Source organism: Streptomyces sp. NPDC007896, from assembly GCF_042959425.1.
In the GTDB taxonomy this organism is placed as follows: domain Bacteria; phylum Actinomycetota; class Actinomycetes; order Streptomycetales; family Streptomycetaceae; genus Streptomyces.
Window position 1 is genome coordinate 205,797 of sequence record NZ_JBIBKX010000013.1, and the last position, 23,177, is coordinate 228,973.

The 23,177-nt window shown below is 70.5% G+C and carries 25 protein-coding genes; 12 read left to right on the forward strand and 13 right to left on the reverse strand.

Annotated features, from left to right (window positions below):
• Positions 1-21: 21 nt before the first annotated feature.
• The 3 genes from ACFZDJ_RS35835 to cdgB form a co-directional block, all read right to left on the reverse strand.
• Positions 22-1,002 (reverse strand): CBM35 domain-containing protein, encoded by a 981-nt coding sequence (locus ACFZDJ_RS35835; protein ID WP_391065232.1) that lies wholly within the window; start codon positions 1,000-1,002, stop codon positions 22-24.
• Positions 999-2,462 (reverse strand): RNA-guided endonuclease IscB, encoded by a 1,464-nt coding sequence (iscB, locus tag ACFZDJ_RS35840; RefSeq protein WP_391065234.1) that lies wholly within the window; start codon positions 2,460-2,462, stop codon positions 999-1,001. Before iscB ends, ACFZDJ_RS35835 begins: the two co-directional genes overlap by 4 nt.
• A gap of 457 nt (positions 2,463-2,919) precedes the next feature.
• Positions 2,920-4,641, reverse strand: a complete 1,722-nt coding sequence (cdgB, locus tag ACFZDJ_RS35845) for a diguanylate cyclase CdgB (RefSeq protein WP_390930676.1) — start codon at positions 4,639-4,641, stop codon at positions 2,920-2,922.
• Positions 4,642-5,059: 418 nt separating this feature from the next.
• Here cdgB and ACFZDJ_RS35850 point away from each other — a divergent pair, with 418 nt between their 5' ends.
• Positions 5,060-5,569 (forward strand): flavin reductase, encoded by a 510-nt coding sequence (locus ACFZDJ_RS35850; protein WP_390930678.1) that lies wholly within the window; start codon positions 5,060-5,062, stop codon positions 5,567-5,569.
• A gap of 32 nt (positions 5,570-5,601) precedes the next feature.
• On the opposite strand, the gene ACFZDJ_RS35855 is transcribed toward ACFZDJ_RS35850, so the two are convergent.
• From ACFZDJ_RS35855 to arfB, 3 genes are all read right to left on the reverse strand, one after another.
• Positions 5,602-6,576 (reverse strand): sigma-70 family RNA polymerase sigma factor, encoded by a 975-nt coding sequence (locus tag ACFZDJ_RS35855; protein WP_390930680.1) that lies wholly within the window; start codon positions 6,574-6,576, stop codon positions 5,602-5,604.
• An 84-nt stretch (positions 6,577-6,660) separates the two neighbouring features.
• A complete protein-coding gene (locus ACFZDJ_RS35860) occupies positions 6,661-6,948 on the reverse strand; it encodes a hypothetical protein (RefSeq protein ID WP_054235132.1) in 288 nt (95 codons plus the stop codon).
• 97 nt (positions 6,949-7,045) lie between these two features.
• Complete coding sequence (gene arfB, locus ACFZDJ_RS35865; protein WP_391065237.1) at positions 7,046-7,474, reverse strand: alternative ribosome rescue aminoacyl-tRNA hydrolase ArfB; 429 nt, start codon at positions 7,472-7,474, stop codon at positions 7,046-7,048.
• Positions 7,475-7,678: 204 nt separating this feature from the next.
• Here arfB and ACFZDJ_RS35870 point away from each other — a divergent pair, with 204 nt between their 5' ends.
• The 4 genes from ACFZDJ_RS35870 (at position 7,679) to ACFZDJ_RS35885 (ending at position 10,160) form a co-directional block, all read left to right on the forward strand.
• Positions 7,679-8,254 carry a TerD family protein gene (locus tag ACFZDJ_RS35870; protein WP_101404331.1) on the forward strand — a complete coding sequence of 192 codons (576 nt, stop codon included), beginning with the start codon at positions 7,679-7,681 and terminating at the stop codon, positions 8,252-8,254.
• A 204-nt stretch (positions 8,255-8,458) separates the two neighbouring features.
• Positions 8,459-9,094 carry a hypothetical protein gene (locus ACFZDJ_RS35875; RefSeq protein ID WP_391065240.1) on the forward strand — a complete coding sequence of 212 codons (636 nt, stop codon included), beginning with the start codon at positions 8,459-8,461 and terminating at the stop codon, positions 9,092-9,094.
• Positions 9,095-9,098: 4 nt separating this feature from the next.
• Complete coding sequence (locus tag ACFZDJ_RS35880; RefSeq protein WP_391065243.1) at positions 9,099-9,920, forward strand: SgcJ/EcaC family oxidoreductase; 822 nt, start codon at positions 9,099-9,101, stop codon at positions 9,918-9,920.
• A 24-nt stretch (positions 9,921-9,944) separates the two neighbouring features.
• A complete protein-coding gene (locus tag ACFZDJ_RS35885) occupies positions 9,945-10,160 on the forward strand; it encodes a hypothetical protein (RefSeq protein ID WP_391065246.1) in 216 nt (71 codons plus the stop codon).
• Position 10,161: 1 nt separating this feature from the next.
• On the opposite strand, the gene ACFZDJ_RS35890 is transcribed toward ACFZDJ_RS35885, so the two are convergent.
• The gene (locus tag ACFZDJ_RS35890) at positions 10,162-11,580 is read right to left on the reverse strand and encodes a M1 family aminopeptidase (RefSeq protein WP_391065249.1); all 1,419 of its coding nucleotides are present in this window, start codon (positions 11,578-11,580) and stop codon (positions 10,162-10,164) included.
• A 196-nt stretch (positions 11,581-11,776) separates the two neighbouring features.
• Here ACFZDJ_RS35890 and ACFZDJ_RS35895 point away from each other — a divergent pair, with 196 nt between their 5' ends.
• Positions 11,777-12,277: a hypothetical protein gene (locus ACFZDJ_RS35895; RefSeq protein ID WP_075027404.1), complete on the forward strand. Its 501-nt coding sequence runs from the start codon at positions 11,777-11,779 to the stop codon at positions 12,275-12,277.
• Between the two features lie 32 nt (positions 12,278-12,309).
• Here the strand turns inward: ACFZDJ_RS35895 and ACFZDJ_RS35900 are convergent, their stop codons facing one another.
• Positions 12,310-13,011 carry a pentapeptide repeat-containing protein gene (locus ACFZDJ_RS35900; RefSeq protein WP_391065252.1) on the reverse strand — a complete coding sequence of 234 codons (702 nt, stop codon included), beginning with the start codon at positions 13,009-13,011 and terminating at the stop codon, positions 12,310-12,312.
• Positions 13,012-13,191: 180 nt separating this feature from the next.
• Between ACFZDJ_RS35900 and ACFZDJ_RS35905 the strand changes: the two genes are divergently transcribed.
• Entirely contained in the window at positions 13,192-14,172 is a 981-nt protein-coding gene (locus tag ACFZDJ_RS35905; RefSeq protein WP_391065255.1) for a zinc-binding dehydrogenase, read from the forward strand.
• A 57-nt stretch (positions 14,173-14,229) separates the two neighbouring features.
• Positions 14,230-15,738: a DHA2 family efflux MFS transporter permease subunit gene (locus ACFZDJ_RS35910; protein WP_391065258.1), complete on the forward strand. Its 1,509-nt coding sequence runs from the start codon at positions 14,230-14,232 to the stop codon at positions 15,736-15,738.
• Here the strand turns inward: ACFZDJ_RS35910 and ACFZDJ_RS35915 are convergent.
• The 3 genes from ACFZDJ_RS35915 to ACFZDJ_RS35925 form a co-directional block, all read right to left on the reverse strand.
• The gene (locus ACFZDJ_RS35915) at positions 15,727-16,209 is read right to left on the reverse strand and encodes a GNAT family N-acetyltransferase (RefSeq protein ID WP_390930696.1); all 483 of its coding nucleotides are present in this window, start codon (positions 16,207-16,209) and stop codon (positions 15,727-15,729) included. The genes ACFZDJ_RS35910 and ACFZDJ_RS35915 overlap by 12 nt on opposite strands.
• Positions 16,210-16,270: 61 nt before the next feature.
• Positions 16,271-17,677, reverse strand: coding sequence for an FAD-dependent oxidoreductase (locus tag ACFZDJ_RS35920; RefSeq protein WP_390930697.1), 1,407 nt, complete (start codon positions 17,675-17,677; stop codon positions 16,271-16,273).
• 10 nt (positions 17,678-17,687) lie between these two features.
• A complete protein-coding gene (locus ACFZDJ_RS35925) occupies positions 17,688-18,341 on the reverse strand; it encodes a rhomboid-like protein (RefSeq protein ID WP_390930699.1) in 654 nt (217 codons plus the stop codon).
• A gap of 35 nt (positions 18,342-18,376) precedes the next feature.
• On the opposite strand from ACFZDJ_RS35925, the gene ACFZDJ_RS35930 reads away from it, so the two are divergent.
• A complete protein-coding gene (locus ACFZDJ_RS35930) occupies positions 18,377-19,318 on the forward strand; it encodes an aminoglycoside phosphotransferase family protein (RefSeq protein WP_391065261.1) in 942 nt (313 codons plus the stop codon).
• A gap of 23 nt (positions 19,319-19,341) precedes the next feature.
• Here ACFZDJ_RS35930 and ACFZDJ_RS35935 read toward each other — a convergent pair whose 3' ends face one another.
• A complete protein-coding gene (locus ACFZDJ_RS35935) occupies positions 19,342-21,069 on the reverse strand; it encodes an aKG-HExxH-type peptide beta-hydroxylase (RefSeq protein ID WP_391065264.1) in 1,728 nt (575 codons plus the stop codon).
• An 11-nt stretch (positions 21,070-21,080) separates the two neighbouring features.
• Positions 21,081-21,251 (reverse strand): hypothetical protein, encoded by a 171-nt coding sequence (locus ACFZDJ_RS35940; protein WP_168492956.1) that lies wholly within the window; start codon positions 21,249-21,251, stop codon positions 21,081-21,083.
• A gap of 195 nt (positions 21,252-21,446) precedes the next feature.
• On the opposite strand from ACFZDJ_RS35940, the gene ACFZDJ_RS35945 reads away from it, so the two are divergent.
• The 3 genes from ACFZDJ_RS35945 to ACFZDJ_RS35955 are packed head-to-tail and all read left to right on the forward strand — an operon-like array spanning position 21,447 to position 23,167.
• Positions 21,447-21,749 (forward strand): trypco2 family protein, encoded by a 303-nt coding sequence (locus ACFZDJ_RS35945; RefSeq protein WP_054232450.1) that lies wholly within the window; start codon positions 21,447-21,449, stop codon positions 21,747-21,749.
• 57 nt (positions 21,750-21,806) lie between these two features.
• Positions 21,807-22,868 carry a trypsin-like peptidase domain-containing protein gene (locus tag ACFZDJ_RS35950; RefSeq protein ID WP_391065267.1) on the forward strand — a complete coding sequence of 354 codons (1,062 nt, stop codon included), beginning with the start codon at positions 21,807-21,809 and terminating at the stop codon, positions 22,866-22,868.
• A gap of 47 nt (positions 22,869-22,915) precedes the next feature.
• A complete protein-coding gene (locus ACFZDJ_RS35955; protein ID WP_168509381.1) occupies positions 22,916-23,167 on the forward strand; it encodes a hypothetical protein in 252 nt (83 codons plus the stop codon).
• Positions 23,168-23,177 lie beyond the last annotated feature (10 nt).

The window sequence follows — 23,177 nt, forward strand, 5'->3', positions numbered from 1 at the left end:
ACGCTTCACTGACGTCTCGGACTACTTCCACCCTGCTTCCAACCAGAGTTGGTCGAAGTTCGCGTCGCACTGGTTGCCCTGCTCGCAGGAGATCTTGATGGTGTTGGTCCCCTTGTTGAGGGTGATGTCCCCCCAGGTGTTGGTCCAGCCCTTCTCGTAGTCGCCCTCTGCGGCTTTGGCAAAGTTCTTCAGGTTGAGCGGGCGGCTCTGGACCGTGCCATTGATCGTGAGCGTGGCGTCGGCGTCCTTGCCGGGCACTCCGTAGTTGACGTTCAGCGTGTATTTGCCGGCCTTGGCGATGCCGCTGACGTTCCAGGTGACGGCCGCACCGACCTGATTGAAGCCCGTGACGTAGACGCCGCCGTCCGCCTTCGCGCCCTTGACGTCCGACGCCGTCGTGACGTTCGTCCCCAGGCTCAGCGCCTTCGCGTCGATCTTCGGGAGCTCACCGGCGACCGCCGATGGCGAGGCCGACGCGCTCGGGGACGCGCTCTCGGAGGCCGTCGGGGTCGAGCCGCCGCCCGCGGTGTCCTTGCTGCCGTCGTTCGAGTTGTCGTTCATCATGGCGATGCCGATGCCGATGATGACGGCGGCGACCACGGCGATGGCACCGATCAGCAGGCCCTTGGTGTTCGGGCCACGGCCGCGACCGCCGCCCCCCGACGACTGCCGGCCGGTCGGGGCCCCGCCGGGGACCGTCTCGGGTGCCGCGTAGTGCGCGTTCGGCTGGCCGTAGGCGCCCTGCTGCGGCACCTGGCCGTACGGTGCGGTCGGGGCGCCCTGCTGGCCGTACTGCGCGGTAGGGGCCTGCTGGCCGTAACCGGGCTGCTGCTGTCCGTACTGGCGTTCGCCGACCGCCCGCACCCGGTTGACCGAGCCGGGGTAGCCGTAGCCGCCGCCTCCGCTGGGCGGAGTTGCGCCGTTGGCCTGACCGTCGGCGTACAGATAGCCGAACGGGTCGTCGTCCTCGGGCGTGCTCGCGCCGTTGTTGCCGGTGGTCATCGAGCTCCTCCTTCGTGGATACCGGCGACTCCGGCCGGGAACTGTGCGTTCTGTTCTTCTGCACGAATGACATAGCCGTAGCCATCCGCGCGTTGGAGTAGACGCACATATTGATGACCGATGCCTTGCACGATGCCGTGCTGGGTGCGGATGTTGAAGCGTCCCGATGCTCGCACAGCGACCCGGCCGGTATGCGTACCGGCCTTTGCACCCACCGGCACGGTAGCGCGCACGAGATCGCCCGTCTGGAAGCCGTGATGTGACTTCGTACGAGGCAACGCGAGACGGGGAAATCCGTGCTTGCCACTTCGGGTGCGCGCGTATCCGCCGCGTCCGGTAGCGGCAGCGACCAGTACGCCAGACGGGTAGCGCACGATGCCGCAATCGGGCCCTACCTCACCAACCGCCAGCGCGTCGAGCGTGTGCGACTTAGTCAGCCCGCAGAGGACACGGTTGTACTTCGTCCTCCCTCCGGACCAGCACGAAACCGGGCGTCCAAGGTCGTGAAGCCGCTCAGAGAGCCGGTAGCGAGTCGCGTTCATCGCGGCCGCGTCTCGCAGGGGGGCCTTGGCCTGTCGCTTGAGCTGTATGACGACAGCGGGCCTGCCTTTCAAGAAGTCCTCAACAGAACGGGACCCCTTGGTCTGATTGCACGGCGCACAGGACAGGGTGAGGTTCGAAACGCGGTCTGAGCCACCGCTCGCCTTGGGGTGAATGTGCTCGATCTGAAGGGGAACGCCGCTCTTGCCGCAGTAGACGCAACGTCGCCCCCACTTCTCAAGCAAGTAATGGCGCACTTCATATCCGGCCAAGGTTCCCCGCTGGTACTCAACCCCAGCGAGCTCTCGTCCGGCCGAAATGGCCTGGGTATCGAAAGCGACTCGCTCGACGTGCACCTCGGTCACCGGAGCCAGCCGCGCCAGACGCTCCACCTGGGACCAAGTGGTGTCCACCCTGTGCTGCAGAGAAGGCGGCAGCCACCCCTCCGAACGGCACCGGTTGTCGAAGCGAGGGGCGCGGTAACGCGTGTTGGCCACTCGACGCCGCCGCCGGTGGCTCGCACGCTGTTCCATGCTCTTGCGGATGGCCGAGCCCCGGTGCATAAGCTCCACCGCGTACAGCCCCCGCCGCAGCACAGCCACTTCACCGGTACTGGCAGACACCCGTGTGATGTCGTCGGTCAGCGCGATGCCTGTCGCCTTCGATCCCGGGTCGATCCGAACAGCGATGCCGCTCACTTCCGAGTTCTCCAGAAGCCGATCCTTGATACGGATCGTGAAGGGAGTGTGCCGGGCGACAACGGCCCTGCTCTTTCGCAGGAGTTCGCGAGCACGGGCGGGATGGCAAGGCATCATCGGGCGCCCCTTGCGGTCCAGAACGAACACTCGGGGCGCACCTGCGCCGGGCTCCGGTAGCTCGCGCAGCCCTGGTCTGTCCAGCGCCTCGTTGTCGTGCGGCATGTGTTCCTCGCTGATGATGCTGCCGTCACCGGCAGCGCGTTCTCCCGCACTCAGCCACAAGAGTGAGTGCTGTGTGACTCCCGCTTGCGAAGGTGATCGCTCACGGGTATCCCCTCGCCCATGTCCCGTACCGGCTTTCTTGCCCTACTCGGACAAGATCCTGTACCCCGTTTCGTCTCTGCTCCCGGAGGTGTCTGCAGGTACAGGTTCCAGAGCAGGCCGCTGAGGAAGCACGGCCAGGTGGGTCGGCGCACCCGCACGGAACGTAGCCATCAAGGTCACCCCCTCATCGGCGACGGCTCGGGCTGGTCACTCAGGCACCGCCCACGGATGGACGAGCCCCGGCCGTCCGGCCGTGGAGCGAGTGACCCCTTGGTCTCCTCAATGCGAGCGAGCCTACCCGCTCCCAGGGGGCCAAACGGGTGGGCTTCCTCGCATCAACCCACTGACCGGTGACTTATCCGGCACGCCGATGCTGTTTGGGACGAGACCGTTTCTCGACGTACATACGTTCGTCAGCGGATTTCAAGACCTCGTCCGCCGTCATGCCACAGTGTGCCCACCCGATGCCGAAGCTGGCGCCCACCCGGACGGCCCGGCCGTCCACACGGATCGGCGGGATGATCGCGTTCCGCAGTCGTACGGCGAGGTCGGCCGCGTCCGCCCGGCCGAGCCCGTCGGCCAGCACCACGAACTCGTCGCCGCCGAGTCTGGCCACTGTATCGCCGTCCCGGACGCCGTTGGTCAGGCGTCTGGCAACCTCGATGAGCACCGCGTCGCCCGCGTTGTGCCCGAAGCGGTCGTTGATCGACTTGAAGCCGTCGAGGTCGCAGAAGAGCACCGCGAGCCCCTTGGCGCCGTCGTCCGTCTCACCCTCGGGCGCGATGGTGTGCACATGGTGGTCGAAGGCGTCGTACGCGTCGAAGCCCGCGGCGAGGTCGAACCCGTGCCCGCTCCCGTTGCCCGCGGTGCCTGCGGCGCCGGGGTGGCCGTCGTAGGAGTTGTGCTCGGCCGCCTGGTCCGCGAACGGACCGTGACCGTACGCCGCGTCCAGCGACTCGACCGCGCCCGGCTGAAGGGCCCCGGGGCGCCGACAGAGGCGGGAGCCGAGGCGGGAGCGCAGCTCGGCCGAGTTCGGCAGGCCGGTGAGCGAGTCGTGCGAGGCGCGGTGGGCGAGCTGGAGCTCGCGGCGCTTGCGTTCCTCTATGTCCTCGACGTGCGTGAGCAGGAAGCGGGGGCCGTCGGCGGCGTCCGCGACGACGGAGTTGCGCAGCGAGACCCAGACGTAGGTGCCGTCACGGCGGCCGAGTCTGAGCTCGGCGCGCCCGCCCTCGGCGGACGTCCGGAGCAGGGTGCCGATGTCCTCGGGGTGCACGAGGTCGGAGAAGGAGTAGCGGCGCATCGCGGAGGCGGGGCGGCCCAGGAGGCGGCACAGGGCGTCGTTGGTGCGCAGGATGCGGCCGTGCTGGTCGCCGCCCATCTCGGCGATGGCCATGCCGGAGGGGGCGTACTCGAAGGCCTGCCGGAAGCTCTCCTCGCTGGCGCGCAGGGCCTGCTGCTCGCGCTCCAGGCGGACCAGGGCGCGCTGCATATTGGCACGTAGACGCGCGTTGCTGATGGCGATGGCGGCCTGGAAGGCGTACATCTGGAGCGCTTCGCGCCCCCACGCGCCGGGTCGCCGTCCGTTGCGCGGCCGGTCCACGGACAGGACGCCGATCAGCTCACCGGTGCTGGCGCCGGAGATTCCCGGGGTGTACATCGGCGCGAAGAGGCGGTCGGAGGGGTGCCACTCGTCCTCGAAGCGGGGCGCGGGCCCGTCGGTGTACCACTGCGGTACGTCGTCGTCGTCGAGGACCCAGCCCTCGGTGTGCGGTATGAAGCGCAGATCGCCCCAGGCCTCACCCATGTTCAACCGGCGGTCCCAGGAGGCGCGGGAGCCGACCCGGCCGGTGATCAGCGCTTCGGCGGCGGAGTTGCCGGCGAGCGCGGCGACCACGAGGTCGCCGTCGGGGCGTACGAGATTGACACACGCCAGCTCGTAGCCGAGGCCCGTGACCACGCCGTCGGCGACGGTCTGCAGCGTGTCCGCCAGGCTCCGCGCGGTGTTCATGTCCGCCATCACCTGATGCAGCTGCCGCAGGGTCGCAAGACGGACATAGGGCTCCGACTCGGTCTCCATTCGCCCTCCCCTCGAGACCTCGCAGCAACTCCAGGGTTGTCTTCGGCGTACCTGGTTCTCTTACTGTTCTCTCGCGTACTACTTGGTAGCTTCGTGCATAGCTTCCCCGCCACTGAATCACAGCGCGCTGCCCACTCGGTACACAGGGTCAACAAAATATGGCTCCTGTGACTCAAGTCACAGCGGAAGATGAGCAATTGAGTGGGGTTTCTGCATTTCCCCGTGTGTTTACTGAACGCTTATTTGGACGCTGTGTAGACACTGTGAGCAGTTGTGTCCGTCCCGAGACCTAGGACCCGGCTTAGGACCAGGCTCGGACCGAGGCCCGATGTGGCTCCCCGGGGTCGGAGACTAGCGTTTCGGCGTGCTGAACACTCCCTCTGCCGCTCCACTCACCCCCTCCGTGCATGCTGAGGGGGTGAGCAACGACGAGTTCCGTGCCGCCATGTCCCGGCTGGCCGCGGGTGTGGTCCTGGTGACCGCGCACGAGCCCGCGCTGGACCCGGAAGGCCCCGGCGGCGAGGACGTCGGCATGACGGCGACGGCCTTCCTGTCCGTCTCCCTGGACCCGCCCCTCGTCATGGTCAGCCTGCGCGAGGGCTCCCGTATGGACGACCTGCTCGACGAACAGCCCCTGTGGGCCGTCTCCGTGCTCTCCGAGAGCCAGCGCCACATCGCGGGCCGCTTCGCCATGAAGGGCCGCATCAGCGACCGTCTGCTCTTCGAGGACATCCCGTACGTCCGTGGCGAGACGTCCGGGGCACTCCTGGTGGGCGGCGCCCTGGCGACCCTGGAGTGCCGCACCGAGCAGCGGGTCGCCGCCGGTGACCACACCCTCGTCATCGGGCGGGTGCTGAGCGCGTCGGTACCGAGCGGGGACGGCGGACCGCTGCTGTACTTCAAGGGGCGCTACCGGCAGTTGGGCTGACGCCCTTTCTTCGAGGGCCTGAAGACGGGGAACTACCGGTCGAGGACGGTGACGTCCAGCCCGGCCAGCCGCTCCGGGTCGTTGAGGATGTCGATGACGGCGATCCTGCCGTGCACGACCGTGAAGGCGAGGACACCGACGAGGCGTCCCTCCGCGACCACGACCACACCCGCGGCGCCGTTGACGAGGGCGGGCCGCGCGATCCGGGCCAGGTGCGCGTACCCGCTCGCCCCCGAGGCCACGGCGATCGCACCCGCCGTCACCCCGCCCTCGCTCCGCGCCACCACGTCCGGGTCGAGCACGGCGACGAGCGCGTCGAGGTCGCCGTCCCGCGCCGCCGCGAGGAACGCGTCCACGACCGCCCGCTGCCGCGCCAGGTCGGGATCGGGCACGGGCGCGCCGCCCTGGACCCTGCGCCGGGCCCGGCTGGCGAGCTGACGGGACGCCGTCGGCGTACGGCCCACGATGGGCGCGATCTCCTCGAAGGGCACCGCGAACAGGTCGTGCAGCACGAAGGCGAGCCGTTCGGCGGGCGTCAGCGTCTCCAGTACGACCAACAGGGCGAGGCCCACCGAGTCGGCGAGCAGCGCCTCCTGTTCGGGGTCGATGCCCGAGACGGGGCTGAGCACCGGCTCCGGCATCCGGACGCCGGGCCCCTCCGCCAGGGGGCCGAGCGGCTCCTCACCGCGACTTCGGCGGGAGCGCAGCATGTCGAGACAGACCCGGCCGACGACGGTCGTCAGCCAGCCGCCGAGGTTGTCGACCCGGTCGGCGTCGACACGGCTGAGCTTGAGCCAGGCCTCCTGGACGGCGTCGTCGGCCTCCGCGAGGGAGCCGAGCATGCGATAGGCGACAGCGCGGAGATGATCGCGGTGGGATTCGAATCGCGCGGCGAGAAATTCGTTCGCGTTCGCGCCGTTCTTCGCGTTCTCGGCCTTCTTCGCGTTCGCGTTCTTCGCATTCTTGTCGTCATTCCCGTTCTCTCCGGGAAATTCGCTGTCGCTCATACGTCACATCTCCTGGTCGCCGCCGCGGTCCGGCTCGGACTTGCCCGTCATGGCATTGACGGACCGCGGCCTCCTGATGTGACGTCACGTCTCTGGGACGGCGCTCAGTCGCAGCCGGCCGCCGTCCCCGGAGCGCTCCACTTCGACCTCGTTCACGGAATCGTCCGCGAAGCGGAGGGTGAAGTAGGGACTGGCCTCGATCAGGAACTGCATGTCCTCCCGCGCGCCGCTGTCCAGCGGCGCGGAGACGACGGCGTCCCACGCACGGGCGTCGGGCACGGCGGCCTGCCGCAGCCGGACGGGGATCCGCGCCAGGCAGGTCGATCGATTGGCCCACCACTCCAGGTGCGCCCTGTCCTCGTATCCGTCCATTCCATGAGATTAGCGACAACTCGCCACAAAGGCCTGTCGCCTCATGGCGTCTCATGCCCATGGCAGTGGCCGACACGCCCACTGAAGACTCTCGGGCCTAGCCCCAGTCGCGTCCGGAGCGGCCCCGCTTGGTGTCGGAGCGCTGCTTCTTCTCGCGCAGCCGCCGTTCGTTGATCCCCCGGGGGATGCGAGTGGCCCGGCGGGGCTTGGGCGGTGGCGCGGTGGCCTCGGCGAGCAGGGAGGCGAGTCGTACGGCCGCCGTCTCCCGGTTGCGCCACTGCGACCGGTGCTCGGACGCGCGGACGCTGATGACGCCGTCGACGAGCCGCCCGGCGAGCTTGACGAGGGCGCGCTCCTTCCAGACCGGGGGCAGCGCCTCGGTCTTCGCGAGGTCGAACCTCAGCTCGACCTGCGAGTCAGTGGTGTTGACGTGCTGTCCGCCGGGCCCGCTGGAGCGGGAGAAACGCCACAGGAGCTCGGCCTCGGGCAGGGAGACGGAGCCGCGGATGACGTAAGGACCAGGCATGGGTCCATGGTCGCGTGGATGTCCGGTCCACGTCACCCCGTTTTCGCCGCCACGTGTCCGCCAAGAGGGTAAAGAAAGTAAAGAGGGCAGGAACCTTCGGCACCCCTCTTGGCGTTCTTAGGGGTAGCTGTAGCTTCGTGCCCGTACGAAGCCCATACGTACGGGCACAGCGCACGTACGCAACGAGGGAAGGGACTCCCAACAATGGCTGTAAGCCTGTCCAAGGGTGGCAACGTCTCGCTCACCAAGGAGGCTCCGGGCCTGACCGCCGTCACCGTGGGCCTCGGCTGGGACGTCCGCACCACCACGGGCACCGACTTCGACCTCGACGCCTCGGCCATCGCGGTCAACACCCAGGGCAAGGTCTACTCCGACGCCCACTTCGTCTTCTTCAACAACAAGCAGACCCCGGACCAGACCATCGTCCACACCGGCGACAACCGCACGGGCGAGGGCGCGGGCGACGACGAGGCGATCAACGTCAACCTGGCGGGCCTCCCCGCAGACGTCGACAAGATCGTCTTCCCGGTCTCCATCTACGACGCGGAGAACCGCTCGCAGAACTTCGGCCAGGTCCGCAACGCCTACATCCGCATCCTCAACCAGGCAGGCGGCACCGAGATCGCCCGCTACGACCTGAGCGAGGACGCCGCCACCGAGACCGCCATGGTCTTCGGCGAGCTCTACCGCAACGGCGCGGAGTGGAAGTTCCGCGCGGTCGGCCAGGGTTACGCCTCCGGCCTCGTGGGCATCGCCCAGGACTTCGGCGTCAACGTCTGATCCGTACAAGGCGGTTGAAGGAGCCCCTGGCCCGGGACACCGGGCCGGGGGCTCCTCGCGTTCCGCCGCCCACTGCCCCCGCCCCATAGGGATATCCCCACATTCCGAGCAAGTTACTGAAACCTTCAAGCACTCGCCTCTAGGCTCCCAGGCGTCTCACTCACCCCCCACGGGAAACGGAGCCCCCACCTCATGTCCCACACCATGTCCGACTTATCGGACGAGCACTGTACGAACGACAGCACTCCCCCCACCGTCCTGATGGACAACCAGGCACTCGACGACTTCCTCACCGCCGCGGTCACCGAGTACCAGCTCATCACCCCCCGAACCCCCCTCCCCTGCTTCGCCCTCCTCCTGGGCAACGCCGGCCGGGGCACCCTCCACGTCGAACGCGTCGCCTTCGGCCGCAACGCACGCACCTCGGACCCGGCCGCCCGCCTCGAGTTCAGCGAGACGATCGTGCCCCGCTTCGGACCGGCCTACGAGAACGAGCACCGCGCCTGGTGGATCGACTCCCGGGACCTCCTCAAGGCCTCCAGGGAAGCGGACGCCCTGGGCCTGGAACTGCTGGGCTCCATCCACATGCACCCCGACTGGCACCGCATAGGCCCGCCGCGGGAACGCGCCGTCGTCCTCAGTGAGCGCCCCACCCCCATGGACCGCCACGTCTTCGGGCAGACGGCCTGGCCGATCAACATCATCTGCTATCTGGAGCGCCGGGCCGACGCGTTCTACCACGCGCTCGCGGCCTGGGCCCCGCCCCCGGCCGAACATCTCGACAGCGACTGCACCGAACTCCCCCTGCGCGTCCGTACGAGCACCGCGGTAGGTGTCTGACGTCATGACGACCGCCGAAACGCACGCGATCCACGCCCTGTGGGAAACGATGGCCCGCGCCTGGGCCTCGGCCGACGCCGCGCTCTTCGCCTCCGTCTTCTCCCCGGACTGCGACTTCACCACCGTGCGAGGGGACAAGCCACCGGGCCGGGCGGGCATCGCGGCCGGCCACGACCGCCTGTTCCGCACCCAGTACGCCTCGACGCGGCTGGACGCGAGGATCGTCGCGGTCCGTCACCTGCGCCCCGACCTGGCGGCCGTCGAGGCCGAGTCGACGATCCTCACCGCCGCGGACACGCCCCTGGCGAAGACACACGCCTTGGCGATAGCGGAACGGACCGCCACCGGGGACTGGCACCTCACCGCGTTCCACAACATGATCCCGGCGATCCCCAAGGAGACAGCCGCCGTGCCGCAGCCCACCGAGTCCGAACAGGCCCGTCCCAAACTGCGCCACCTGGCGATCGTCGCCAAGGACCCGGAGAAACTGGCCGCCTTCTACACCTCGGTCTTCGCGATGGAACTCTTCCACCGGGACCCCGACGGCAGTTGCTTCCTCTCCGACGGCTACCTCTCCCTGGCCCTCATCAAGCACCGCCTCGACGGTGACACCCCGCTCGGCATGAACCACTTCGGTTTCCACATCTCCGACACGGAAGCCACCTCGGTGGCCCTGGCCGAAGCGGGCGCGGACAAGCCCGCCGAACGCTTCACCGACCGCCCCTTCGCCGAGTACCGGGCCATGGACCCGGAGGGCAACTGGTTCGACCTCTCCGAACACGGCTTCGGCGGCCCCCGCCCCCCGTCCGCCCCTGACGAGACCTGACCGTCCCCCCGCCCCTCCCCACCCGTGCCCGGCCACCACCGGGCACGGGACCTGCCGACCAGCCTGTTGGCCAGCCTGCACCGCGTCCGAGACGCCGGCCGCCTCGCCGTCCTCGACAACAACCCCCAGGGCCTCGCCTTCTGGACCGCCCTCGGCTACGAGACCATCGGCCACCGCGAGGACCTCCAACTGGGCCGCCCCTGCGCGGTACTGCGCAAGGCGCTGAACGGGAGGACCTGAGTCACGCCCGGGGCGGCTTGCCCTCTCCGTACAGCCAGTCCTTCCAGATGCCGCTGAAGTCCTTGTCCGGCGCCATCTCCTCGACGTAGGCCGTGAAGTCGGCCGTGGACGCGTTGGCGTGGCGATGGGTGGCGGCCCAGCCCTGGATGATGTCGTAGAACGTGTCGTCGCCGACGGTCCGGCGGATCTTGTGCAGGACCATCGCGCCGCGGTCGTAGACGGGCGGGTCGGAGATGTGGGCCGCGCTGGAGGGCTTGGCGGGCGGGAAGGCCCAGATCGCCTTGTTCTTCTCGGGGGTGTCGTAGTAGTCGCCCCGGTAGAGGGAGTTGAAGATCTCGTCGGCGCTCTCGCCGTCGTGGTCCTCCTGGTACAGCCACTCCGCGTACGTGGCGAAGCCCTCGTTGAGCCACATGTCCTGCCAGGACTTGGGCGTGACGGAGTCGCCGTACCACTGGTGGGCCAGTTCGTGGACGAGGATGCCGGTGTCCGGGGCACCGGGGAAGACGGGGCGGGTCTGGGTCTCCAGGGCGTAGCCCGCGTCGTCGCCGCGGTCCACGATCGCGCCCGTCGAGGAGAAGGGGTACGGGCCGAAGTTGTACGCCTCCCAGTCCATGATCTCGGGTATCTCGGACAGCACCTTCTTCGCGGCCGCGGTCTGCGTCGGGTCCACCGCGACGTACACGGGCAGGCCGCTCTTCGTCGTCGAGCGCGTGATGTCGTACCGGCCGATCGCGAGCGTGGCGACATAGCTCGCCATCGGTTCGGCGGTGTGCCAGGTGAAGGTTCTGCGGCCGTCGGCCGCCGTCGTCTCGCTCGTCAACTCGCCGTTGGAGACCGCCTGCAGGTTCTTCGGGACGGTGACGGCGATGTCGTACGTCGCCTTGTCAAAGGGGTGGTGGTTGCCGGGGAACCAGGTCATCGAGCCGGTGGGTTCACCGAGGGCGAGGGCGCCGTCGGCCGTGGGCAGCCAGCCCTCCTGCGAGCCGTCCTGGTCGGTGAGCGTCTCGGGGGTGCCCGAGTAGCGGACCGTCGCGCGGAACGTCTCGCCCTTGTCGAGGTCGGCGTGCGGGCGCACGGTCAGCTCCTGGCCCGCCCGGTTCCAGCGGGCCTCCTTGCCCTCGACGGTGACGGCGGCGACGTCCAGGCCCTTCAGGTCCAGGTCGAAGGCGCTGAGGCTCTGGGTGGCCCGGGCGGTGATCTCGGCGGTGCCGTCGAGATGGTGCGCCTTGGGGTCGTAGGAGAGGGTGAGGGCGTAGTGCGTGACGTCGTAGCCGCCGTTGCCCATCTTCGGGAAGTACGGATCCCGGACCCCGCTGGCACCGGGCTTGCCGTGCACACCTCCTCCGCCGCCGCACGCGGTGAGGGTGAGCGCGAGAGCGAAGGCCGGAGCAAAGCGGACGGTGACGGAAGATCGGGGCACACCAGCGATCCTACGAGGCCCCGACAACCCCACTCCAGGCCGCGCGCCCCGCCCGAGGGGCCCGGCTGCCGGCCGGTGGGGGCCGGTCGCGCACGCGCGGCGCAGCCGCACAGGTCACGGCCCCGCACGTCTCGCGGAGCGCGGCCCCTCCGCGGAGCCGTACCCCCTCCCCCGGGGCCGTGACACCATCACCTACGTGCTCGACATCGGCTACGCCCTCTCCAACCGCTTCCCCGACCCCCCGCAGACCGACTACCGCCGCGCGGACGTCCACGCGCTGCGGCACGACCTGTTCTGCGGTGACGTCTATCTCGCCGACACCAAGGCGGACCGGGAGCTGTCCACAGCCTGGGGATGGGTGCCGGTGCTCGACTTCGCGTGGGCGCTGTGCGACATCGTCGAGCAGCTCGACCGGGACCCGCGCGGCAGCCGGGCCTCGCGCCCCCAGCACGCGGAGCTCGACTTCACCGAGTCGACGGACCGCATGCTCTTCGAGCGGCGCTTCGGCTGGGTGGACATCGAGGCCGACTGGATGCCGGGCGACGAGGAGCCGCTGACCTTCTCCCACTCCGCACTGCGCCGCGAGGCCCGCGACTTCCTGCACGACCTGATCGCCGACCTCACGGACCTGCACGACGACCTCGCCGAGAACCCGGCGATCTGGACCCTCCAGGCCCGCTTCCCCCGAGTGGGCTGAGACCCCCGTACCCCCCACTCGGCCCCGGCTCATCACGCTCCCGGTCCCGGCCCCCCGTCCACCCGCACCCCCAGCGCCGCGGCGAACACGGGCGCCAGGTCGAGCAACTGGCTCGGACTGATCACCGCCCCCGCCAGCCGGTCCACGCCCCGTGCGATGTCCAGCTCCGCCGCGTGGCGCAGGTCCACGTCCGTCAGGGTGGCCGCGGTGAGGTCCGCCCCCTTCAGGACGCAGTCCACGAACTCCACGCGCTCCAGCCGGGCGCCCCCGAAATCCGGCTCGACCAGCACGCATCCCTCGAAGACGACGTCCTTGAGCCGGGCCTTGCGCAGGTTCAGGTAGTCGATCTTGCCGCCGCGGATCAGCACCCGCTCCAGCACCGCCCCGTGCAACTGCACCCCGCCCAGGCGGGCGTCCACCAACTCGACGTCGCGCAAGGTCGACTCGGCGAGATCGGTGCCCACACCCCGTATGCCCGTCAGGACCGAGTCCAGCAGGCGCGCGTGGCGCAGTCGCGTCTCGTCCAGCGCGCACCCCGTCAGGGCGCAGTCCATGAAGGTCGCTCCCGCGCCGTCCTGCCCGACGAAGTCCGCCTCCCGGAACTCCAGCCCGTCATAGTCGCCGTCCGGCTCCAGTTCGGAGCCGTCATGGGGCTCCAGCGGCGGCAGCCGCACCTCCGGCCGCCGTGCCCCCCGGTCCCGCCCGCTCGCCCTGCCCGCCGCTTTTCGCACCATGCCCCCATCGTGCACTCCGCCACTGACAACGCCCCCGACCGGCGCCTTTGACCACGCCCCGCACCCGCGCCTTGACCTCAAGCGCGCTTGAGGCTGAACGCTGAGCCGCACCACCACCGAGCAATCAAGCACGTACCGAGCAATCAAGTACGCCTCAGCACGTCAGCGAGGGAGACCGTCATGCACGCCGTCCGCCTGCACACCTTCGGCCCGGCCGAGAACCTCACCTACGAGAGGACCGAGGATCCCGAGCCGGGCCCGGGCCAGGTGCGTATCGCCGTGGCCGCGGCCGGTGTCCACCTCCTGGACACCGCCCTGCGCGCGGGCGCCCGGGGCCCGGCGCCCGCCCCCACCCCGCTGCCCACGATCCCCGGCCGTGAGGTCGCCGGCACCGTCGAGTCCCTCGGCGCGGGCGTCGAGGGCCACTGGCTCGGCAGGCGCGTCGTCGCCCACCTCGGGTTCGCCCCCGGGGGCTACGCCGAACTGGCCGTCACCGACGTCGACCGCCTGCACGAGATCCCGGAGAACCTGGACTTCGCCCAGGCCGTCGCCATGATCGGCACGGGCCGTACGACGATGGGGATCCTCCGGTTCGCCGAGCTGGGCCCCGACTCCGTCGCTCTGATCCCCGCCGCCGCGGGCGGTATCGGCACCCTGCTCGTGCAGTACGCCCGGCACACGGGTGCCACCGTGATCGGTCTCGCGGGAGGCCCGGAGAAGGTGGCCCGCGTCCACGAGAACGGCGCCGACCTGGCCGTCGACTACAAGGACGGCGGCTGGCCGGACCGGGTCCGCGCCCATCTGGACGGGAAGCCGGTCACCGTCGTCTTCGACGGCGTCGGCGGTGACGTCGCCCGCGCCGCCGTCGACCTCCTCGGCCCCGGCGGGAAACATCTCGTCTTCGGCTGGTCCGGCGAGGGCATCCAGAACGGCGGGCCACTGCTCGTGGAGGGCGTGTCCGAGCAGGTCCTCGGCCCCGTGATGCTGCGCGGGGCGGGCGGTCCCGACCCCCTGCGCACCCTGGAGCTGAGGGCTCTCGCCGAAGCCGCCGCGGGCCGCCTCACCCCGGCCGTGACCCGTTTCCCGCTGGCCGCCGCGGCCGGGGCCCACCGGGCCCTGGAGACCCGCGCCACTCTCGGAAAGGTGGTACTGGAGCCGTGATCAGGATCAGCTGTCCGGAAAGATGCGATACGTACCAATTCATGGTCTTCTGGGCAAGTGAGCGCCACCCGATCAGGTGAACGCGGCACCCCTGGAACCTCCGAAGGCGCCGACTCCCGCCGCTGGTGGGGCCTGGTGATCATCGCCCTCGCGCAGCTGATGGTCGTCCTCGACGCGACCATAGTGAACATCGCGCTTCCCTCCGCACAGCGCGCTCTGGGCATGTCCGACGGCAACCGGCAGTGGGTCATCACCGCGTACACGTTGGCCTTCGGCGGTCTCCTGCTGCTCGGCGGCCGGATCGCGGACCTCGTCGGCCGCAGACACACCTTCGTCTTCGGCCTCATCGGCTTCGCGGCCGCCTCCGCGATCGGCGGCGCGGCCACCAGCTCCGCCATGCTCTACGGCGCCCGCGCCCTCCAAGGCGCCTTCGCCGCCGTCCTGGCCCCCTCCGCGCTCAGCCTGCTGACCACCACCTTCACCCACCCGAAGGAGCGCGGAAAGGCCTTCGGCGTCTACAGCGCCCTCGCGGGCAGCGGCTCGGCGATCGGACTCGTCACGGGCGGGCTGCTGACCGAGTACCTGAACTGGCGCTGGTGCCTGTACGTCAACATCCCCATAGCCGTCGTCGGGGTCTTCGGCGCGTTCGCGCTGCTGCCCGACCCCCCGGGCAACGCCCGCGCCCGGCTCGACATACCCGGTGTGCTGCTCGGCTGCGGCGGACTGGTCACGATCGTCTACGGAGTCAGCGAGGCGGAGTCGCGCGGCTGGACGGACCCGCTGGTGCTGGCCCCCCTCGCGGGCGGAATCGTGCTGCTGACCGCGTTCGTGTACTGGCAGACGAGGGCCCCGAGCCCGCTGCTCCCCCTCCACATCATCAAGGACCGCACACGCGCGGGCTGTTTCCTGACGATGGCCCTCGCCGTCATCGGCATGTTCGGCATTTTCCTGTTCATGACCTACTACCTGCAGGTCGTCCTCGGATACTCGCCCGTGTGGGCGGGCCTGGCCTTCCTGCCCATGACGGCCGCGATCGTCATCTGTACGACGCAGATCTCGGCGCGGCTGCTGCGCCGCGTGGCACCGCGTGTGCTGATGGTCCCCGGAGCGCTCCTCGCGGCCTCCGGGATGCTGTTCTTCACCCACCTCACGGTCGACGCCGACTACGCGGGACGGCTGCTGCCCGGTCTGATCCTGATGGGCCTCGGCATGGGCCTGATCTTCATGCCGGTCTTCGCCACCGCCACCGCCGGGGTCGCCCCACAGGACTCGGGCGTGACCTCCGCGACCGTCAACACCTCACAGCAGGTGGGCGGTTCGATCGGTACGGCCCTGCTGAACACCATCGCCACCACCAGCGGTGCGGCGTACATCACCGCGCACCTCACCAACCCCGCCCAGAAGTCCCTGATCGTCCGCGAGGGCGTCGTGCACGGCTACACGGTCGCCATCTGGTGGGCCGCCGGAATCATGCTCCTGGCCGGTCTGGTCGCGGGCCTCATGGTCACCGCGCGGACCCCCGAACGCGCGACCGCACCGGCACCCGTGCCCGAGTCAGTCCCCTGAACCCGGCTCCCCCAGCTGCCGCAGCGCCCCGTCCGTCAGCCGGTACACCGTCCACTCGTCCTGCGGACGCGCGCCCAACGCCTCGTAGAACTCGATGGAGGGCCGGTTCCAGTTCAGGACCGACCACTCCAGACGCTCGTACCCGCGCTCGACGCAGATCCGTGCCAGCTCGGTGAGCAGCGCCTTGCCGTGCCCGCCGCCGCGCGCCTCGGGCCGGACGTACAGGTCCTCCAGGTAGATCCCGTGGACCCCGCGCCAGGTCGAGAAGTTCAGGAACCACAGCGCGAAGCCGACCGGTTCCCCCGCCGCCTCCGCGATGTGCGCGAACGCGGCCGGCCGCTCCCCGAACAGCGCCTCGTGCAGCTGCCGCCGGGAGGCCTTCGCCTCGTCCGGCGCCTTCTCGTACTCGGCGAGTTCACGGACCATCGCGTGGATGACGGGGATGTCGTCGGGGGTCGCGGTGCGAATCATGGGCGCAGTTTCACACACGCGTGAAGGACCCCTCGAAGCGGGACAGAGGCCCGCTCGGTGGTCAGTGCCGGCCCGCGACGCGGTCCGCCATCCGTGCGAGCCGCGACGACTGCGCACTGTGTGTGGTGAGTTCGCGGCGGTCGGCCTCGCGGTAGGTGGCGTACATGCCCTGCACGCCCAGCCAGCGAAACGGCTCCGGCTCCCACTTGCGGACCTTGTGGTCGACCCACGGGAGGGCGGTCAGGTCGGTCGGGCCCGCCTGGCCCGAGTCCTGCTGGATCAGGTCCCGCAGGGTGCGCGCGGCGAGATTCGTCGTCGCGACGCCGGAACCGACGTAGCCGCCCGCCCAGCCGAGGCCGGTGGAGCGGTCCAGGGTGACGGTGGCGCACCAGTCACGGGGGACGCCGAGGACTCCCGACCAGGCGTGCGCCACCCGTACGCCGGCCAGGGAGGGGAAGAAACGGACCAGGATCTCGTGGAGGGCGTCGATGGTCGCCTGCTGGGTGCGGCCGTCGTTGTCGGTGCGCGAGCCGAAGCGGTACGGGACGCCCCGGCCGCCGAGCGCGATGCGGTCGTCGGCGGTGCGCTGGGCGTACATGTAGGCGTGCGCCATGTCGCCGAGCGTCTCGCGGCCCTCCCAGCCGATCGTCGCCCACTGCTCGGGGGTCAGCCGCTCGGTCGCGATCATGGAGGAGTTCATGGGCAGCCAGGTGCGCTTCTGGCCCTTCAGGGAGGCCGTGAAGCCCTCCGTGCAGCGCAGGACGTAGGGGGCACGCACGGTGCCGTACGGCGTGACCGCGTGCTTCGGGCGGATCTCCGTGACCGGCGTCTTCTCGTGGATCGTGACGCCGAGTGCCTCGGCGGCCGCCGCCAGCCCCTTGATGAGCTTCACCGGGTGCAGACGCGCCCCGTGCGGGGTCCAGGCCGAGCCGACCGCGTCCGCGACCCGGACGCGCTCGACGGTCTCCCGGGCGCCATAGAGCTCGCGGTCCTTCTCGCCGTACGAGAGCTCGTGCTCGTGGAAGGCCTTCAGGCGGGCCAGCTGGGCGGGCGTGTAGGCCACTTCGAGGACGCCGCCCTGGTGGACGTCCGCCTCGATGCCCTCTTCGGCGGCGACCCGGACGACCTCGTCGACCGTCTCGTTCATCGCCTTCTGGAGACGGACCGCCGCCTCGTGGCCATGCAGCTTGGCGTACCGGTCGCGGCCCGCGATGCCGTTGTAGAGCCAGCCGCCGTTGCGCCCGGAGGCGCCGTAGCCGCAGAACTTCTGCTCCAGGACGGTGACGCGCAGGAAGGGGGCCGCCTTCTTGAGGTAGTACGCGGTCCACAGGCCCGTGTAGCCGCCGCCGACGATCACGACATCGGCGGTCGCGTCGCCCGGCAGGGGCTCGCGGGCCTCGGGCAGACCGTCGTCCGCGTACCAGAAGGAGATGCCGCCGTTCACCGTGCCGCTTCCTGCGCTGCTCATGGGCGGGACGTTAACCCCTGAGGGCGGCCAGTGTCTCCTTCGGATTCCATGCTTTTCCGCGGCCTCTGACCAGCGGATAGCAGCAGAGACCTATCAGGATCGATATGAAATGCCCGAAATCGGTGAACGTGCGGCCGGTGAGCAGCGGCATGCCGTAGACGACGAGGATCACCGCCAGATAGAGGTACCGCCACGGCGACGCGACCCGGTACGTGAGGACCCCGATGACGCCCGCCAGCGCGTAGCTCACCCCGATGTCCAGGGTTTCGACCGCCGAGTGCGGCGCCGCCCCGCGCTTGATCGCGCCCAGCAGCGCTCCCTCGCTGATCAGCGTCGCCAGGACGTGCGCGGCCACCGCGACCGCCAGCCAGCGCAGGGTGCCCAGCCAGCGCTCCGCCTGGGCGTGGAAAACGGTGAAGAGGACGGCGTACGGCAGCCAGAGACCACCGTCGATCCACATCGCACTGGTGAACAGCACCCGCGCGGGGTCGTTCGACAGCTCGTGGATGTTGGTGGACCGCTGGCGCAGGAAGTCCGCTTCGAAATCCGGAGACATGTGGTGCAGAGCCACCGTGGTGACGAAGAGGATCGCCAGCCACACATAGGTGCCGGGGGCACTGCTCATATAGCTCCCGGCGCGATGCAGGGCCCCGTCCATTCGCATGAGCCGCTTCACCGCCCGCACGTAGGCTCGGCCCTGTGATCGACGTTCCGGTGGGTCTGGCCGCCTCGCAGGCCAAGTACAACGGAGCGGCGGGGCGCGCCTTCGTCGCCGGGCTGCCCGAGCGCGCCGCGCACTTCCTGGAGCGCTGGGAGCTGCGCCTCGACGGCCCCTCCATGCACGGTGTCACGGCGCTGGTCCTGCCGGTACTGCGGGCCGACGGCACCCCGGCCGTGCTCAAGCTCCAGCTCCTGGACAAGGAGAGCGCGGGTGAGCCGGCCGCCCTGCGGGTCTGGGACGGCGGCGCGGCCGTACGCCTCCTCGCCCACGACGAGGCCACCTGCACCCTGCTGCTCGAACGGCTCGACCACACCCGCACGTTGGCGCATCTCCCCGACACGCGCGAGGCCGCCCTGGTCGTCGCGCGGCTGCTGGCCCGGCTGACGGCCGTGCCGGCGCCGGAGGGGATGCGGCGGCTCGGTGACATCGCGGAGGCCATGCTGGAGCGGGTGCCGGGGGCCCTGAAGCTGATCGCGGACCCGGCCGAGCGTCGTCTCGTCGAGGATTGCGCGGCGGCGGTGCGCGAGGTGGCGACCGAGCCGGGTGACCATCTCCTCCACTGGGACCTCCATTACGACAACGTCCTCCAGGACCTCCGGGACCTCCAGGACCCCGACGGTCTCCAGGACGGGGACGCCCGCTCCGTCGGCCGCGGGCCCTGGGTCGCCATTGACCCCAAGCCGCTCGCGGGCGACCCCGGCTTCGACCTCTGCCCGGCGCTCGGCAACCGCTTCGAGCCCGCCGAGATCCGCTGGCGCTTCGACGCGATGACCGACGTCTTGGGCCTGGATCGCGAGCGGGCCCGTGCCTGGACCCTCGGTCGTGTCCTAGAGAACACTTTGTGGGAAATCGAGGACGGCCGCCCGCTGGAGGCGGTCCAGCTGGAGATCGCGCGTCGGCTGCGGGACGCCCCGCGCTGAGCCCAGGCGGGTCGTCCTTCGGCTCAGGCCCCGTTCACGAGGGCGCGTCCCAGTGCCAGCGGATCGGCCTGCCCGTTCAGTTCGCCGTGCAGGGCCATCGCCAGTTCCGGGCGGGCCAGCAGGCCCTCTCCTGCCGGGTCTCCGGCGGCCCGTGCCGCAAGGCCGAGCCCCACCCAGGTCTCGGGGTCGCCGGCGCCGCGGCCGATGCGCGCACGGAACGCGCCCAGGGCCTCGGCGGTACGGCCTTCCACCAGGGCGATGTCCTCGGGACGCGCGCCGGCGACCACCGCGCCGGGGTCGTCCCGCAGCGCCGCGAAGCCCGCGGGGTCCGCCAGCAGCCATCGCAGCAGCACCGCCCGGGTGTCGATGCCCCGCGCCGGACTGCCCGGGACGGGCACGGGCTCGGGCTCGTCCGCCGTCCTGGGCAGCGGGTTTCCGTCGGACCAGGCTGCCGCGAGGGCGCGGAGGGTGCCCGGCGCGGGCCGCAGATGGCAGGCGCGCCAGGTCGCACGGTGGTCGGCGACCGCCAGGGCCGCCGCGGACCGGGCCCGGGCGTCGACTGGTTCGTCCAGCCAGGGCTCGATGCGCCGCGTCAGCTCGGCCACCAGCCGCCGCCCCAGATCGTTGAGCCCGTCCGCCGAGCCGACGGCGCGCAGCGCGTACGCGGTCTGGCTCCGCCACAGCGCGAACTCGAACTGCCCGAGGGCGTGACCGCGCCGCCGCCAGAACGCGGTGACACCGAAGAAGGCGTACACACCCTGGAGCAGGCCGCCCAGGGGGCGGGGGTCGTCGCGCCAGGGTGCGTAGTGGAGCCGGGCGCCCTGGTCGTCGTACAGGGTGAACAGGTGCATGAACGCGCTGAGCTTGTTGTGCTGGAACTCGTGCACCAGCGTCGAGGCGAACTGCTCGGCGTCGTCCGGGGCCGATGCCAGGGCGGTGCCGAAGGCGTCGCCCGAGGACGCGCTGTGCGGCCGGAACCTCTCGGCGCGCGGACGGGGCACCACCGACACCAGCCCGCCCGCCAGCGCCTCGGCCACCTCGGTGTCGGTGCGCCGCAGGATGTCCCAGGCGGGGCCGAACAGTTCCTGCCACTCGGCGGCGGAGTCGATCGGTTCCACCCCGGCCGGTTTACGCAGGTCGCGGTAGGGGTCGGTGTCGTCCAGGAGCAGGGTGCAGCCGTCGGCGCGCAGCTCGGTCAGGGCGTGCCAGTCCGGCCCTTCGAGTGGACGCCCGGCGATCCGCACGGAACCCGCAAAGGCGCGGACCTCGGCCACGTCCCAGTCCGCCCGGCCGGGCACCCGCATCGCCCCGAGCGCGGGCAGGACCACCCAGCCGTGGCGGACCGGGACGTCGGTACGGAACTCCAGGCCGGCGCGGACGGCCGCGGCGGCGGCGATCGCGTGGAGGTGCCCGGTGTCCGCCCAGAGGGGTGCGTCGTCCTGGGCCGTCCCGCGCAGCCGGCGCAGCGTGTGCGCCGCCCACACGCCCACGGCCGGATACGCCAGCAGGTCTTCCACCGCTTCCTTGGACACGGCCCAGGCGCGCGACAGCAACTTCCAGCCGTCCGCCAAGGGGGGCAGGGGCCCGGCCGGTGCCGTCGCGGCCGAGTCCAGCAACGCCCGGACGACGAGCAGCCGCCAGCTCCGCTCGCTCACCCGCAGACGGTCCACCGTCGCCGGGCTGCCCCCACCGCCCAGCAGTTCGTCGAACGACTGCGGCGACAGAAGGTGGGGGCGGGCCGTCTGGTGCATCGGTCGTGCCGCTACGCGTCGCGCTGCGGGTTGTAGCCGCCGAGGCTGCTCGCGGGGTCGTCGATACGGCTGAGCAGCCGACGCATGGAGCCCTGCGCGGACGGCAGGTCCAGCCGGGGCCACTCGTCCAGCGGAACGTCGCTGAGGTCGATCAGCTCGGACTCGACTCCGGACTTCTCCATGGCGGCGCCCCTGTGACAGTGAGGTGATGCGATCAATGCCTTACATATCACTGAATACGGCGTTTCCAGGGATTTCAGGCTACTTGGGTAACCCTATTGCATCAACGCCGTCACGCAGGGCCACCGTGCGAAATCGGCCCGGATCGGGTGACGGAAGTGCGGTGGGAGCACGCGCGGTGGGGGTAGGGACCGGGTGTGATTGAACTCGCTGAACTGATCGAGGAGTTGCGCAGGGAACTGACCGCGGCCCGGACGGCCGCGGAGGGGGAGGATCTGTACTTCGAGGTGGGTCCGGTGGAGCTGGAGGCGGCCGTGGTCGTAGAGCGGTCGGCGACGGCGGGCGGCAAGATCCGCTTCTGGGTGGTGGAGGCGGGCGCGGACGGACGGGTGGCGGACAGCGTCACGCACCGGGTGAAGCTGACCCTCGACCCGCGCACCCACAGCGGCGGCGGACGGGCCCCGTGGGTGGGCGGGGCCGAGGCCGAACGAGAGCGCTGAGCCGTGGCGGCACAGGATCCGCGCCGCGGACTGGATCCCGTCCGGGCGGCGGAGGTGATGGTGCGACCGCCCGCGGGACGGGGCCCCGGGCGGCGCGGTTCCGGCTACCGGGTGGGTCCCTGGTGGGTGCTCACCGCCGCACACGTCGTCCGTGACGCGAGCACAGGAACCACCGACGTACGGTTCGAGGCCGACCGCGCCGACGAGTGGACCGTGGCCGCCCGGGTGGTGCTGGCCTCGGAGAAGGCCGACGTGGCACTCCTGGAGCTGGACGGATCCGCGCCGCACGGCGTCCACGCGGCCGTGACCGAACCCCCCTCGTACGGGGCCGTGCCCGACGCGGACCTCGTCCTGCCGTGCAGCGCGATGGGCTTCCCCCGGTTCAAGCTGCGCGAGGACCGGATGCGACGGCTCGACGACGGCTCGGCGTCCCAGTACCGCGACTCCTGCCACGCGACGGGCATCACCTCGGTGCTGTCCAACCGCCGCGAGGGCACGCTCGAACTCGCCGTCACCCCGCCCGAGTCGGACGCCGAGCCCGACCGGTCGCCCTGGGAGGGCATGTCGGGCGCGGCGGTCTGGCACGACGACTCGATCGTCGGCCTGGTCAGCGCGCACCACCGCACGGACGGTCTCGGCCGCCTCGCCGCCGTCCGCGTGGACCGCTGGTACGAGCTGTTGACCAGGTCCGAACTGGCACTGCTGCACGAGTGCGCCGGCCTGCCCGCGTCGGCGTCCGAGCTGCCCCGCATCCCGTCCGCACGGACCGCCGCCGCCGGCCCGGTCACCCTGGCCGACCTGCGCGACGACCTGCCGCTGCGCGAACTCGACGGTCTGGTGGGCGCGTTGACGGCACTACCCACGGTGAGCGACCGCACCACCCTGGCCCTGGTCCTGGGCGGCATCAACCCGGCCATCGCGGCCATGAGTCCGAGAACACCGGCACTGAGACCGGACGTGTTCGGAATCCTGCGGACCTGTCTCCGCTACCCGGGGACCTTGGACCAACTCCTCGAAGCGATACGGTTGATGGAGGGTGACTCCGCCGGGGTGGCCCGCATGGACGAAGAGGCGGTGGAGTTGTCCCGGCGCCACCGTCGAGCCGGTGAGAGCCGCTGACCTGATATGGCGGGGCCGCGCGGGCGCGGGGTTTCATACTCCGTGCGGTGGGTCATTATCAGGAGGATGCGAGCCGCCAGCATCCACAAATGCAGCCGGGGGGAAGGGGTTTGGCCGTCATGGAGCCGTCTTTGGCCGCCGTCGAGTCCAGCCTGGTCGATCTCGCGGGGGTGTCTCTTGAAACGCTGCGCTCCATGGAAAGTCGAGTTCTCGCCGAATCACTGCAGGAACTGCTGCCGGGAATCGACCACCAGTTGGCCAGCGTCGCCGGCGTCGACCCCGGCGAGCGTTTCGACTGAGGCCGCCGGG